14 protein-coding genes are annotated in these 12829 nt (G+C 51.9%); 2 read left to right on the top strand and 12 right to left on the bottom strand.

Annotated elements, in window-relative coordinates:
* Positions 1–105 precede the first annotated feature (105 nt).
* From FBF26_00445 to FBF26_00425, 5 genes are all read right to left on the bottom strand, one after another.
* Positions 106–684: a uracil-DNA glycosylase gene (locus FBF26_00445; protein QJU09746.1), complete on the bottom strand. Its 579-nt coding sequence runs from the start codon at positions 682–684 to the stop codon at positions 106–108.
* 63 nt (positions 685–747) lie between these two features.
* A complete protein-coding gene (locus FBF26_00440; protein ID QJU09745.1) occupies positions 748–1626 on the bottom strand; it encodes a hypothetical protein in 879 nt (292 codons plus the stop codon).
* A 60-nt stretch (positions 1627–1686) separates the two neighbouring features.
* Positions 1687–3804: a polyribonucleotide nucleotidyltransferase gene (gene pnp / locus FBF26_00435; GenBank protein ID QJU09744.1), complete on the bottom strand. Its 2118-nt coding sequence runs from the start codon at positions 3802–3804 to the stop codon at positions 1687–1689.
* A gap of 106 nt (positions 3805–3910) precedes the next feature.
* Positions 3911–4711, bottom strand: coding sequence for a hypothetical protein (locus FBF26_00430; GenBank protein QJU09743.1), 801 nt, complete (start codon positions 4709–4711; stop codon positions 3911–3913).
* 281 nt (positions 4712–4992) lie between these two features.
* Positions 4993–5355, bottom strand: coding sequence for a hypothetical protein (locus tag FBF26_00425; protein QJU09742.1), 363 nt, complete (start codon positions 5353–5355; stop codon positions 4993–4995).
* 121 nt (positions 5356–5476) lie between these two features.
* Between FBF26_00425 and FBF26_00420 the strand changes: the two genes are divergently transcribed.
* Positions 5477–6070: a sortase gene (locus FBF26_00420; GenBank protein QJU09741.1), complete on the top strand. Its 594-nt coding sequence runs from the start codon at positions 5477–5479 to the stop codon at positions 6068–6070.
* A gap of 60 nt (positions 6071–6130) precedes the next feature.
* Here FBF26_00420 and rpsO read toward each other — a convergent pair whose 3' ends face one another.
* Genes rpsO through FBF26_00400 form a run of 4 tightly spaced genes read right to left on the bottom strand, consistent with a single transcriptional unit; the run spans position 6131 to position 9390 of the window.
* On the bottom strand, positions 6131–6397 hold the full coding sequence (gene rpsO, locus FBF26_00415; GenBank protein ID QJU09740.1) for a 30S ribosomal protein S15: 267 nt from the start codon (positions 6395–6397) through the stop codon (positions 6131–6133).
* 51 nt (positions 6398–6448) lie between these two features.
* Complete coding sequence (locus FBF26_00410; protein ID QJU09739.1) at positions 6449–6943, bottom strand: prepilin-type N-terminal cleavage/methylation domain-containing protein; 495 nt, start codon at positions 6941–6943, stop codon at positions 6449–6451.
* 17 nt (positions 6944–6960) lie between these two features.
* Positions 6961–7617, bottom strand: a complete 657-nt coding sequence (truB, locus tag FBF26_00405) for a tRNA pseudouridine(55) synthase TruB (GenBank protein QJU09738.1) — start codon at positions 7615–7617, stop codon at positions 6961–6963.
* 3 nt (positions 7618–7620) lie between these two features.
* Complete coding sequence (locus FBF26_00400) at positions 7621–9390, bottom strand: hypothetical protein (protein QJU09737.1); 1770 nt, start codon at positions 9388–9390, stop codon at positions 7621–7623.
* A 170-nt stretch (positions 9391–9560) separates the two neighbouring features.
* Here FBF26_00400 and rpsT point away from each other — a divergent pair, with 170 nt between their 5' ends.
* On the top strand, positions 9561–9929 hold the full coding sequence (gene rpsT, locus FBF26_00395; GenBank protein QJU09736.1) for a 30S ribosomal protein S20: 369 nt from the start codon (positions 9561–9563) through the stop codon (positions 9927–9929).
* A gap of 51 nt (positions 9930–9980) precedes the next feature.
* On the opposite strand, the gene FBF26_00390 is transcribed toward rpsT, so the two are convergent.
* From FBF26_00390 to mutM, 3 genes are read right to left on the bottom strand one after another with little or no spacing between them, the layout of a single operon-like run.
* Positions 9981–10892: a hypothetical protein gene (locus FBF26_00390; protein QJU09735.1), complete on the bottom strand. Its 912-nt coding sequence runs from the start codon at positions 10890–10892 to the stop codon at positions 9981–9983.
* A gap of 50 nt (positions 10893–10942) precedes the next feature.
* A complete protein-coding gene (locus FBF26_00385; protein ID QJU09734.1) occupies positions 10943–11824 on the bottom strand; it encodes a hypothetical protein in 882 nt (293 codons plus the stop codon).
* A gap of 26 nt (positions 11825–11850) precedes the next feature.
* Positions 11851–12828, bottom strand: a complete 978-nt coding sequence (mutM, locus tag FBF26_00380; GenBank protein QJU09733.1) for a bifunctional DNA-formamidopyrimidine glycosylase/DNA-(apurinic or apyrimidinic site) lyase — start codon at positions 12826–12828, stop codon at positions 11851–11853.
* Position 12829 lies beyond the last annotated feature (1 nt).

Here is a 12829-nt window from a genome sequence, read left to right as displayed (position 1 = left end):
AAATTAGAATGACAGGCGATAGACATGGGGGCAACGTACGACAAATCTATCCCCTAACAATTGCGTTCATTATAGCACGGGGCGCCAGCTCTTGTCAAAAATAGCTCAGGCGCTCGCCTGGACGGCCAATTGCGCCGCCCGCACAAAATCGTCAATTAACGTCTGCCGCAACGCCCCGTTATACAGCGCCGCTGCCGGATGATACAGCGGAATCACCAAGAACTTCAAACCGTTGAACTGTGCCCAGCGCGGATTGCCATGATCACGCGAGATCGCCAAGTCAGGAATAAATGCCATGCCGCTATGCCGACCCAATGTGATGACTACCTTTGGTTGAATAATTTGCAATTGGCGCATCAAATACGGCCAAAAAGCGCGCTTCTCCTCCGGCAGCGGGTCACGATTGTTTGGCGGCCGATATTTAACGATATTGGTGATATAGACATCTTGACGACGTAACTGGGCTGCGGCTAACATCTCGTCAAGAAATGTACCAGCTGCCCCAACGAATGGTTTGCCCTGAAGATCTTCGTTTTTTCCTGGCGCTTCACCGATAAATACAATGTCTGCGTCAGCTCGGCCATCACCCATCACCAGCTGTGTCGCCTGCTCTGCTAGATCATGACAAACATCATGAGTGATAATCTCTGCCGCCAAAACCTCCAGTTGCGCTGCCTCATCCATATTTCTATTATACAAAACACCTCGTCACTATGCGAGGTGTTTTGCTTGATGCTGAGGCGAAAATTACTTTTCAGCTTTTTCTTTCACTAAGTTGATGAATTCTCGCTCGTGTTTCTGTAGGTTTGACTCTTGAATCTTTTTAGCAAAGCCGGCCAGTGGATTTGAGCTACCCGACGGTAGACGCGGTACCCGAGTAGTGTAGTCTTTATTAGCGCGTGCCACGAAGTAATCACCCAGCAACTTGTAATACTCTTTCATTTGCTTGCCAAAGTCCTGTGCTTCTTTCTGTTCTGATTTGGCAACGTTATCGAGCAGCTTATAGCAGTCGCTCATCTTTTCATCGTAGAGCTTCTTTACTTCGTCTCCTGACTTACCGACATAGCCGAAGAAGCTTGGTGCGCACTTCTTAGAAAAGTCCTTCATATCTCCTATCAGACTGGCAATGGCAAGCAAATTCGGGCGTACTTTTTCGTAGGCAGTCTTATATTCACCGAAAGATTTTTTGGTCTCCTCGTCGCGCATAATCTTTGATGCATCAAGTTTTTTCATCATTGTATCAGCACGCTCCACCGCCTCTTCAATCAGCTTCTTTGCGTTATCAGCATTCGACGACTTGAGTGCCGAGTTGAGGCTGTTGCCGTCAAACTCTTTCATGGCCTTAGCAGCTTCTTGGTAATCAGCCTTTGATGGCCCACCAAGGAATATAACTGCCAACACGATACCAACGACAATGACTATCAAACCAATTGAGCCACCGATGATACCCCATAGCGCACCCTTGCTCAAGCCCTTTTTGGGCTGCATTGGCACACCCTGCTGCAGCGGCTGCTGCGATTGTGGAGCCGATGGTACTGGCTGTGGTACTACTGGAGCAGCCTGCTCATTTGCTGCTGGCGGTGTTGCTGTCGGTTGTGGTACGTTTTTATTATTCTTATCGTCCATAATCCCCCTCAATTAGTCTTATATTCTCCTATTGTAGCGTACTTTGCTAAAAAGCAAAAGTTACAACCCGATCATCGTCAAGTTAATCTTACCGCGCTCATCGATGCCAGTGATTTTCACGCGAACGGTTTGTCCTTCCTTGACCACATCAGTCACCTTAGCCACGCGATGATCGGCCAGCTTCGAGATGTGCACCATCCCGTCAACTCCCGGCAGAATATTCACGAAGGCTCCGAAATCTTTGATGCTGACCACCTTGCCCTCATAGATTTTGCCAACTTCCGGCTCCTCAACCAGGCTCTTGATCCAATTGAGAGCTTTCTCGATCGATTCGCCATTCGGGCTGGCGATGGTGATCAAGCCGTCTTCCTTAATATCAACCTCGGCGCCAGTCTCGCTGGTGATCTTGTTAATCACCTCGCCGCCCTTGCCAATGACCGCGCCGATTTTATCTGGGTCAATTTTTAGCTTTTCAATCCGCGGCGCGTATGGGCTGAGTGCTTCGCGCGGCGCTGGCAAAATACTTAGCATATGGTCAAGGATAAATGCCCGGCCAGCCTTACTCTGCTCAATCGCTTGGCGCAGCACTGCCACCGGCAAACCATGCACCTTCATATCCATCTGCAGCGCCGTGATGCCCTTGGCTGTACCAGTCACCTTGAAGTCCATGTCACCGGCAAAGTCCTCGGCATCGGCAATATCGCTCAATACGTACGGTATATCACCGTCCATCATCAGACCCATGGCGATACCGCTAACTGGTGCCGAGAGAGGCACGCCAGCATCCATCAACGCCAGACAGCTCGAACAGGTCGCTGCCATCGACGTCGAACCGTTCTGGCTCATAATTTCGGTAACGCTGCGAATGGCGTACGGGAAGTCTTCTTCGCTCGGCAACACCGGCGTCAAGGCTCGCTCCGCGAGATATCCGTGGCCAATTTCGCGCCGGCCCGGGCTGCCCATCCGCTTAACCTCGCCAACCGTATAGCCCGGCGCATTGTAATGATGCATGTAGCGCCGTTCGCCGTCGTTGACCTCCATAGTATCAACCAGCTGCGCGTAACTCAACGGCGCTAAAGTCACGATATTCATACCTTGAGTCACGCCGCGGGTAAACAGGCTCGAGCCGTGTGCTCGCGGCAGCAAACCAACTTCTGAGCTGAGCGGGCGAATTTCCGTCAAAGCGCGGCCGTCTGGGCGCTTACTGTCCTCAACGACACCGCGGCGAACGTCTTTGTGCAATGCCAGCGTGAACGCCTCGTCATAATCATTGCGAACTTCGTTATATTCTTCTTCGCCTATGCCAAGTTTTTCGGCCATCGCTTCATGAAATTCAGCACGAATATCGCGAATCATTTCGTTGCGCTCCGGATATGGTCGGCGAATTTTCTCGCCCAGCTTGCCATCAACCCACGCATCAGCCGTCTGCTGAATTGCTTCATCAGGTAAAACTAATTCATATTCTTGTGCGGCTGGCGCCACTTTGGCTGCCAACTCTCGCTGCACCTGAATCGCTGGCTGCATCATCTGGTGCGCCCACGCCATCGCGTCGACGATCACCTCTTCTGATACTTCCTTGGCGCCGGCCTCCACCATGGTGATGCCACTCTCGATGCCAGCCACTACCAGGTCAAGATCAGACTGCTCGCGCTCTTCCGGTGTCAAAAAGGCCTTAAACTCGCCGTTCACACGACCCACCCGCAGGCCCGCCACCGGCCCGTCAAACGGCGTGCCGGTCAGCATCAAGGCACTCGACGCTGCAATCATCGCCACCACGTCCGGGCGGAAATCCGGATCCATGCTTAAGACTGTCGCCACTACTTGCACTTCTTGGCGGTAGCCCTTTGGAAACAGCGGCCGAATCGGACGGTCGATCAACCGGCCGATCAGCACCGCCTCGTCGCTCGGCCGACCCTCGCGCTTAATAAACCGCGAGCCAGAAATTTTACCCGCCGCATAAAACCGCTCTTCATAATCAATCGACAGCGGGAAATAATCTAGCTGCACCGGCCGGCTGCCCACCTGAGCACTGCCCAAAACCACCGTATCGCCGTAACGCACCAGCACACTACCGGTCGTCCGGAAGCCGACCCGGTTGACCTCCAGCGTCAACGGCCGCCCGCATAATTCCGTCGTAACCGAAAAAATCTCCTTACCACTTGGATTAATAATTGCCATAGATCCTCTCTTTCTCGCAAAGACAGTAACAGGTGTACGCATGCTGGTTTACTATCAACACACCACACATCCATCACCGTCTGCGGGTTATACTTCGTACTATTTATTATATCACAGCGCCGCACGCTTTAGAGGAAGCCAGCCTGGTGAAACTCGCTCTGAATACTACCAAAAACTTCACTGACACCAGAGAGCGCTTCATCTGTCGGCAAAAGCCACTGTAACCCATGCCCCCCTCGATGACTAATAGCAAAGCCTCCACACCCGGTGCTAGCGTATATCTCTCATAGTTCTGCTCGCTACCATGCGAAACGTGTGGTGGCCGTTCCAACTCTGGCACGAAAGACAAAGCAATTACGCCTGGAGCACACTGCTCGATATATTTCAAAAAATTATTATCCGTTCGCATAGCTACAGCCACCCGCGCTACAGTCCACGTCGCATTCATTTCAGCTACCGTGAGACTTGGCTGGCCAGTTTGGAGCGAGAGATGAATTCCCACTTCAACTTGTGAATCATCACCACGGACCGGCACCATCCCAGATCCCATATAAAAATTGGCCTTACCATTTTTCACCACTGCTTCTCCGGTCATAAATCCATACCCCTTCCCACCAGTACGCGATGCTGAGGCTGGCGGTGGTAGCGCTAATGGCTCACGACCAGTAAATACAGGAGTCGTAGGTACTTCTCTGATACATCGCAGGAACATACCGTACACCGCATCATATATCTCATACGCCCCATCAAGGTCAAGCTTCGGAGCATTCGTCTCTACCGATGGCTTCGGCTGATTTTTATCACTACCGTCACTCGCTAGCAGCTCGCCACCTATCAGCACAGCCGACGCACCAACCGCACCACATAACAGACCACGCCGGCTTATCTTTGGTGGCTCTGTATTCATATTTCTTACCATACCGAACTCCTATTTGCACAAATACTCATGCGCACTTGAGCACTCAGCCGCAATAACATCTTGTTGAGTAACCGTACGCAGTGCCAGCTCATAGAGTATAAACATTGCCTCCTTAAGATCGTTAAGGTGCTCCTCACCAGCTGCTGACTCCAAGGCAGCAAGTTTGTGACTATCAATCATGGTATCCTCAAATAACATCCCGAATAGCTGCTGAACCGATGCGAGGAGTTCTCCTCCTGTTTCTTTGAGCAGTTTTCGCGGTGGTTTATTCAGGACCGTTGGCCCCAGCAAGTCACCCTTAAACATTTCATCCGGAAAAAGTACTGCCAAAAATTATTAACAAATTTACTCGGCAGTTTTTCAGGCGTATCAGAGTCGTCTTGCGACGGATTTACTCGCGGTGGATCCATGCCGTTTTTCCAAAAGTCATCCGCATCTGTAAATCTTGAGTTATGATCATTAGCGCGTAACTCTGATTCTAGCTGCCCCTCGATATGCACTAAGTCACTGCTCAACCATTCACCAGACGGACCAATCTGCTCCCTAACAGCAATCATAATATCGCTAATATTCGCAACTTGGTCAGCCACATCTGGCGGTAATTTATCAGCCCGCGGTGCGTATTCACTCATAATCTGTAATTTAGCATAAAAACTATAAAAAGTCAATTTAATACCCCTAAATAGATCAACCCACTCCGATAAGGCAACAACCCATACTGCCAGAAAAACCCGCCCATGCTACAATTAACAAGTGAAGCAGATAACCCACGCCAGAAACCGCCGCCGATGGCTCAGTATAAATCTGGCTATTATCATGCTCGCCGGTGGCGGCTACACACTCATCACGGCGTTTAGTCCATTCTTTCGCGCTCAGCTCATTAACCCAACGCGCAACGAAACCACCCAGCTTCTCGCCGCTACGCCAGAAACCAGCATCACCGAGGATCGTCTCTATATTCCCAAAATTGATATTAATGTGCCGTACGCTACTGGCGGCGCCGAAACTATGGAGCGAGGTGCATGGTGGCGTCGGCCAGAGAATGGCAATCCAGTCGACGGCGGCAACTTCGTCTTGTCGGCCCATCGATTTATCATGGGCCTGACGCCGCAGCAAACCATCCAAAAATCACCATTCTACAATATTGATAAACTACGCATTGGCGATGAAATAATCATTGACTACCGTGGCAGGCGCTATACCTACGTCATATCCCGGCTATTTGATGTCAAGCCGGATGCCGTTCACATCGAAAACCGAACCAACAAGCCACAGCTTACCCTCTATTCATGCACGCTTGGCGGCGCAGCCGACGGCCGGACGGTTTTTGTAGCTACGCCACGTTAAATCAAAATATCCACCTCGTGATATATCAAGGTGGATATCCGTACAACTACCGAGGCGCGACTATTTACGCAGACCCAGGGCAGCCACAACCGCTTTATAACTCTCAAAATCAGTTCGCTCCAGGTATTTGAGCAGGCGCTTACGCTTGCCAACCATCTGGATTAAGCCACGGCGTGCCATGAAGTCGTGCTTATTCGCCTTCAGGTGCTTTGTGACCTCTTTGATACGAGCCGTCAAGATCGACACCTGCGCCTGCGGGCTGCCAACGTCGTCCTTGTTGACCTGAGTCAAAGCAATTGCTTTCGCTTTATCGTCTTTGCTAATCATAGCCTCGTCATTATACCAATGCTACGCTAAAAACGCAAATCAGCTGCACTACTAAAAGGTCTGCACGTAGTTATAAGCTGGTCTACCCGTAGTCGGCACAGCTGCACCCGGAATGTTGCAGGTCGCCTTGACCGCATTAACCTGAGCCGACTCCTGCGGCTTGGCGGAATTAAGGGCCGCAAATACCGCAATACCTGTTATCTTACCAGAGGTATCTTTGCATGGATACCAGACAAAAATATCGTCTGGACTAGACGCGTTCTTGCTGCTGACACCCTCACGATACCCCGGCTGGATATACTGTGGTACAAGCGAGTCAACGCTATTAGCGTTGTTGAACGTCCCCTGTCCTGACGGCAGCGTTCGCTTCTGTGTATCATATATCTGCAGCGCGTCCCCAGCGATCTTGACGATGGAACGGATCTTGGTATCGGTAGCGTCCTGGCGCACGCCCGAATACGCCACAATACCGATGGTTGCCAAAATCGCGATCACGACCATCACAATTAATAGTTCAACGATTGTAAAACCTGTCTGCCTACCCATGCTTTGATAATAGCACTTCAAGACGAAATCCCAAAATCCGCTAATGGTTTTGCCTGAGCGACGTCATATTCAGCGATAGCCTGGCGGCGCAGCTGGTGGCAGTAGGCCCCTGTTCCCAGCTTCTGACCAATATCAACCGCTAGGCTCCGAATGTACGTACCGCTCGAAACATGCGCTCGAATCACCAGACGAGGATACTCATACGCGACAAGCTCCAGGGCATAGATCGACACGGTGCGCTCTGGCATATCGACCGACTGACCCTGACGTGCCAGCTGATAGGCCCGACGGCCATTGATCTTGATGGCGCTAAATATCGGTGGGCGCTGTTTAATTTCACCCACTAATGTACTGAGTACCGCTTCAACCTCACTGCGAGGCGGCTGCCGCTCCGACACGCGAGTCAGTTCACCCTCAGGATCACCGGTCGTCGACGTCTCGCCAAGCATGATTTCTGCTTCATACCACTTATCAAGCTTCGTAAAGGTATCAGCCTCACGGCACTTCTTGCCCGTCACGATAATCATCAGTCCCGTAGCGAACGGATCGAGCGTACCAGTATGGCCAACTTTCACTTTCTTGCCCGCCGCCTGGCTGAGCACTCGCCGCAACCGCGCTACTACCCCAAAACTCGTCATGCCAGCCGGCTTATCAATGAGCAGCACCTCGTCCATGGGCTATTTTTGCCCCGGGATCTGGAACTGGGACGGATTAAAGGTGCGCGGCGGCGCCGGGGCGGATGGCGCTGAAGGCGATGTGTTCAACGCTGGCAGTCCACCATCGGCAGCACCGACCGGAGCTGGTGGCAGCGGTGGCAAGCCTGATCCTGAAAAGTCAGAGAAATCAGGCAGCGGTGGCAAGCCATGCATCACATTAGACTCAATATCAGCGAGCGTAGCCGGAGCAGACGACACTGTCGGTAGCGGCGAAGATGAAACTACCGGAGCGGGCGAAGCCGCAGATTCAAGCGGCGGTGCAGCAGCCAGCGCCTCGGTAATTGCCGCGCGGGCGTCGCGCTCAGAATCTGGTAGCGATGGCAGCGAGGTAGATTGAGTCTGCTTGTCAGCCAGCGCCTGCGTCTCCTCTTTTAGCGCGGCAATGACCGCTTCGTCTTTATTGGTGGTCGCAAACGGGTCAACGCTCGGCGGTTCATCAGACTTCCCCATGGCGGCATTCAACGGCGATTCGCCGAGGGCCGGCCGCGACGCACCGACGTAGGTGCCGTGATGCAAGATAGTCTTGTTTTGATCAGTGTCAAGATCGCGGCGCTTATCCTCAGCCGCCCGCTCCGTCGTTGCGTTCAACGTTCCACCTAGTAGTGGCGTGGCCGTTTCTGGCTCAGCCGACACCGACGCACTGATTGGTTGCGATGTCGATGGCGCACTGCTCCGTCCGCTCGTCACTGACGCCGCTCGAAGGCGATCAAGCTGCGCCGTAGCCACACGAGCCGCTGCATCCTGCTCTTCGGCCCGAGTCTGCTTGGCCACATCATCAAGGCTACCCCGCCGCTCATGGCTGATTGACAACGCGCCATCATCTCTTTTTGACTCAGCCGGCTTTGAGCGTTTTCCCCGCTCGACCTTAAAATTAGCACCATCCTGGCCGTCATTATCGTGCATCTCATCATCAGCTGCATCGGCCGCTTGCTTTGATTGCTCTAGCTCTGAGTGCTCCTCGGCTTTAATCGCCTGCCCCTCGGCCAACTTAGTAGCAATCAATTGCTGGTTCGCGCCAACCGCCATCAGCTCTGCCGCCAACGTCATCACCCGCGACGAGGTTAGGTTATTACTGAACCGCTCCGTCGCCGCCACAACACCGGTCAGCAGTGCTGTTGCGATCTGCTCATCCATGGTCACTTTCGGTGTTCGTAACTCATCAATCAGGTCAACCAGCATCTCGCTCACGCCTGATGCCTTATCATCATGCCAATCAACCGTCCCGAGACTACTCCTCACCATACCAGCAGTCACCGTCGACACCACCGCATCATGCAAAATCTTGCCATGGGCCGTCAGCGCCTTGTCGAGATGATCCTGACTCTCAACGTTCAATGCGAGCACCAATTCAATGTTATAATCGCCCTGCGAAAACTCTAAATCAGCCTCGGTAATTGTCGCCCGGTACGGCGTGATAAAAATCTTCACCGCATCATCAACCACCTTGTAGCGCAGATGATCAGCCTTTTCCTTATCAAGCGCGATGATAAAATCACGCAGGCTGTCCGCCGTGGCCTCAAACGTCTCATCCGGCTCGAGGAATGAAATCGCCGGCGGAATTTTACCACTAAAAACAGCCGTAGCATGCTTGCCCAGTTTATTTAGGAAAATTGTCAGCCCCAGCGCTGCCGACAGCTCGTCCACCGATGGGTCAGCGCTCACCGTCACCAAGATATTAGTCACATCTTTGATGCTCTGAATGATCTGCTGCTTTTGTGACTGGCTCGCCATTGTTGTGTCCCTGTTTATTTTTGTTTATACCGTTGAATCACATTATACATAAGCATTTCAGGAAAGTCAATAGATTATCGTCAATACGAACCACTCTTTACTTTTATTGGGTTTTTCTGTATAATCCATCCTTGATTAGCGAAACAAATTTATAGAGGTAAAGGAAATCTATGCCAATCATCAAATCCGCCATCAAACGGGCCAAACAAACCCTAAAGCGCCGCGAACGCAATATCGGCATCAAGCGCGACATCAAGTCAGCCGTCAAAGCTTTCATGGCTGAGCCGAGTACTGAGGCGCTAGCCGCTGCTCACAGTGAGCTTGACACCGCTGTCAAGAAGAACCTGCTCAAGAAAAATACTGCTGCCCGACGCAAGAGCGCTCTCTCAGCTATCGCTAAAAAGGCCGGCGTGAAGCTTGAAGCGACCAAAAAATCAACTGCCAAAGCCCCAGTAAAGACGGCGGCAAAAACCACCGCGAAATCAACCACCGTCAAAAAGCCAGCTGCGAAAAAGCCAGCTGCCAAAGAGGCTAACTAGCTATTCACGTCTGCATAAATAACACTCCCGTCGGTTGGCGGGAGTATTTTACTATGTTATATGCCTGGCAATATCAATCAGCGCCGCCTCAACCAACAGCCACGGCGACACGCGGGTCGTTTTCATATGTTCATCAGCCTGCGCCAAGGCAGGGTTAATTACCGCGAGCTGCGCCGGTGTCGTCCGCGCTGCATACGGCGCTACCTTTCGCAGTGCATACGGATGGGCCGCAAAATCACGAGCCACCGCCCCCATGTCACCGCCAGATAGCACCAGCGCGTTCAGCTGCACCAATTGTGAAACCAATAGCCCCAGCGTCTGGTACGCCCCATCATCACCGCTCTCCGCCTCGAGATAGGCAATGATCGCGTGCACTTTTCCCCGGTCGCCATCCAGCATTGCCGCAAACAACTCAAACGCACTTTCAACCGGAGCCAGCGGCACCAGTGCATCGATTAGCTCATCATTCAATTCACCGGCCAACGCCAACTGCTGCAACACCAGATCAAGTCGCAGTTGATCAAACCCCAGCCGATCGATCAACGTTGTTGCCTGTGCCGCTGTCAACACTGCCCCATGCACCTTGGCTCGCTCAATACACCACGCACTTAGCTGCGGCTTTTGACGTTCAGTGAAATGAGCGCATTTCCTTACCTCGGCATGGCTTTGCAGCCACTTATACGTCTTTGTGCGCTTGTCGAGTTTTGTCTCCAGAAGGACAACCGTGGTTGCCGTATCACCCAGTAGCTCCGGCAAATCACGCCACAGAGCCACATTCTGACTCGCATCAGTAATGACCACTGCTTGCTTGACGGCGAACAAACTTTGCCCCATCACCACCTCACAGACCTCGGTGGCCGTCAGCTCTTCACCGTCGCGCCGCACCACCTCCATATCACCAACCAGCGCCGCAAGCGCCGCCCGTTTCTCAAATTCGTTGTCGCCGTAGAGGAGATAGATCACGACCTAATTATACCAAATACCCCCTAGGCAATAGCTTTTGGTATACTGATTTATTCTTCCGCGTTATTCGGCTTTTGCATAATCTCTTTATATATAGCTATCAGCGTAGTTATTTGCTCATCAGATAAGCCAATTCTTTTCAAGTCCGCCATATAATTTGAGTATAAGAACCCCTCTTTGTGATCCTGACCGCCCATCTCTTCTATTATTGCAAGGCTGGACACATTGTTTGCCACAGACACCATCTGATCATCAGAGAGTCCACCACCAGTCTCCATAAATATGCCGTCAAGAAGCTCGAGAAATTCAGCATCCTGATCACGTGTCTTATTGGCGGCAGCTTGAGCATTCATTGCCCGCTCTACCTGTTCTGGTGAAACATCCTCACCACCAAGTGCTTCATTGAGAAAACTAAACCAAGGCGAGCGGACCGTCTCCTTAAGGTCAAGCAGACGCTCTGTGATCACGGCTATTTTCCTCATTGGTTCAATCGTATCACCTGTTATTGTACGAGGGGCCATTTCAACTAACGACACGCCTATCGCGGATCTCTCCATCAAGACACGCTCAAGAATTTGATACATTATTACTTGTCGAGCGGTTGTCCTCTTTAGTTCTGGATCACCATTGCAATGGCCTTCATAATCTGATAAATCCAACGTGCTAAAATCATTACTTTCTAGGCGTCGTAGACCAATATTAAGAACGCCCCTCCCTCGCTCAAGCAGCTCTTCTCCACTCAATCCTGGCCGATAAATTGTGTCCACTTCATGCTTGTCTAGCATGCCATTGACCTTCAGCCGAGCCTCTCTAAGTCCGGAGACTGTCTCTTCTCCTTCCCCCATCGCTATCAGGTATTTTACCCACTCTTGATCTAAATTAGCCCTTGGCCGATCAAATTCACCATGTAATGGAGGCTCTCCTCTTGTCATAATAATGCATTTTACACTATAAACCACTATTTGTCAAATATCGGTGGTTTCTGGCAGACCGGACACACATGCGTGCCGCGGCCGCCGACTTTTAGCTTGATGATTTCTTGGTCGGGGTGGCGATGGCAGGCTTGACCTTCGCGGCGAAACACATGAGCAAATGTTAGATAATTCCCTTTTCGGCCCTCGGCATCAACATAATTTTTATCGGTTGAGCCGCCTTGATCAATACTGAGCTGCAAGACGCGCCGCAGCTCAGTAAATAATGTGTTCAACTGCTGATCGCTAACATTTTTTACCCGCGTTTGCGGATGAATCTGTGCTGCCCACAGCGCCTCGTCAGCATAAATATTACCAACCCCGGCGATCACCGCTTGGTCAAGCAATGCTGGCTTAATCATCGAATTCTGGCGGCGGCGAATCCGCTGGATAAAATCCTCGGCACGCGTCTGAGGATCAAGCGGTTCCGGCCCAACTTTTTGCATGAACGGCAGGTTTTTTACTTCATCAGTCGGCAGCAATTTTACCCAACCAAACTTGCGCTGATCGTTAAAAAACAGCCGCGACCCATCGGTAAACTCAATTTGCACCCGCGTTGACCGATCTGGCAGCTCACCAATTAAACTGTCGCTTGGATGCCCGCCAGCAAAGTCGTCGATCTCGCGAGCGGTATCCGCAGAAAAATTGCGGGCAAGGTTACGTGGGTCCCGAGATCCTTTTGGGGATACCCGAGCGCCATGACGAGAGCTTTGACGAAACACCAACTGCCCCGTCATCTTCAAATGCACCACCAGCGAGTAGCGAGTGTCCAGATCAATCATCAGCACCTTTGCCCGCCGCCGTACCGCCGTCACGCGCGCGCCATATAAAAATTGTTTAACATCAGCCGGCGCATTCGGAAAGCTTTTTGGCGAATCAAATACTGCCGTTCGCGCCACCACTCGGCCCGGCAGTAGCTCCGCCAACCCGCGGCGAACTGTTTCGACTTCGGGAAGTTCCGGCATC

Source organism: Candidatus Saccharibacteria bacterium oral taxon 488, from assembly GCA_013100825.1.
Lineage (GTDB): Bacteria > Patescibacteriota > Saccharimonadia > Saccharimonadales > Saccharimonadaceae > Nanosynbacter.
The sequence above is the reverse complement of the archived record's forward strand: the minus strand, read 5'-3'. Positions and strand labels throughout refer to the sequence as shown.

Bases quoted from the DNA above. Each gene is read 5' to 3' on its own strand.
- FBF26_00400 (QJU09737.1), bottom strand. From the start codon at position 9,390: ATGGCGAGCCAGTCACAAAAGCAGCAGATCATTCAGAGCATCAAAGAT.
- pnp (QJU09744.1), bottom strand. From the start codon at position 3,804: ATGGCAATTATTAATCCAAGTGGTAAGGAGATTTTTTCGGTTACGACG.
- FBF26_00385 (QJU09734.1), bottom strand. From the start codon at position 11,824: ATGACAAGAGGAGAGCCTCCATTACATGGTGAATTTGATCGGCCAAGG.
- rpsT (QJU09736.1), top strand. From the start codon at position 9,561: ATGCCAATCATCAAATCCGCCATCAAACGGGCCAAACAAACCCTAAAG.
- truB (QJU09738.1), bottom strand. From the start codon at position 7,617: ATGGACGAGGTGCTGCTCATTGATAAGCCGGCTGGCATGACGAGTTTT.
- FBF26_00440 (QJU09745.1), bottom strand. From the start codon at position 1,626: ATGGACGATAAGAATAATAAAAACGTACCACAACCGACAGCAACACCG.
- mutM (QJU09733.1), bottom strand. From the start codon at position 12,828: ATGCCGGAACTTCCCGAAGTCGAAACAGTTCGCCGCGGGTTGGCGGAG.
- FBF26_00430 (QJU09743.1), bottom strand. From the start codon at position 4,711: ATGAATACAGAGCCACCAAAGATAAGCCGGCGTGGTCTGTTATGTGGT.
- FBF26_00410 (QJU09739.1), bottom strand. From the start codon at position 6,943: ATGGGTAGGCAGACAGGTTTTACAATCGTTGAACTATTAATTGTGATG.
- rpsO (QJU09740.1), bottom strand. From the start codon at position 6,397: ATGATTAGCAAAGACGATAAAGCGAAAGCAATTGCTTTGACTCAGGTC.
- FBF26_00445 (QJU09746.1), bottom strand. From the start codon at position 684: ATGGATGAGGCAGCGCAACTGGAGGTTTTGGCGGCAGAGATTATCACT.
- FBF26_00425 (QJU09742.1), bottom strand. From the start codon at position 5,355: ATGAGTGAATACGCACCGCGGGCTGATAAATTACCGCCAGATGTGGCT.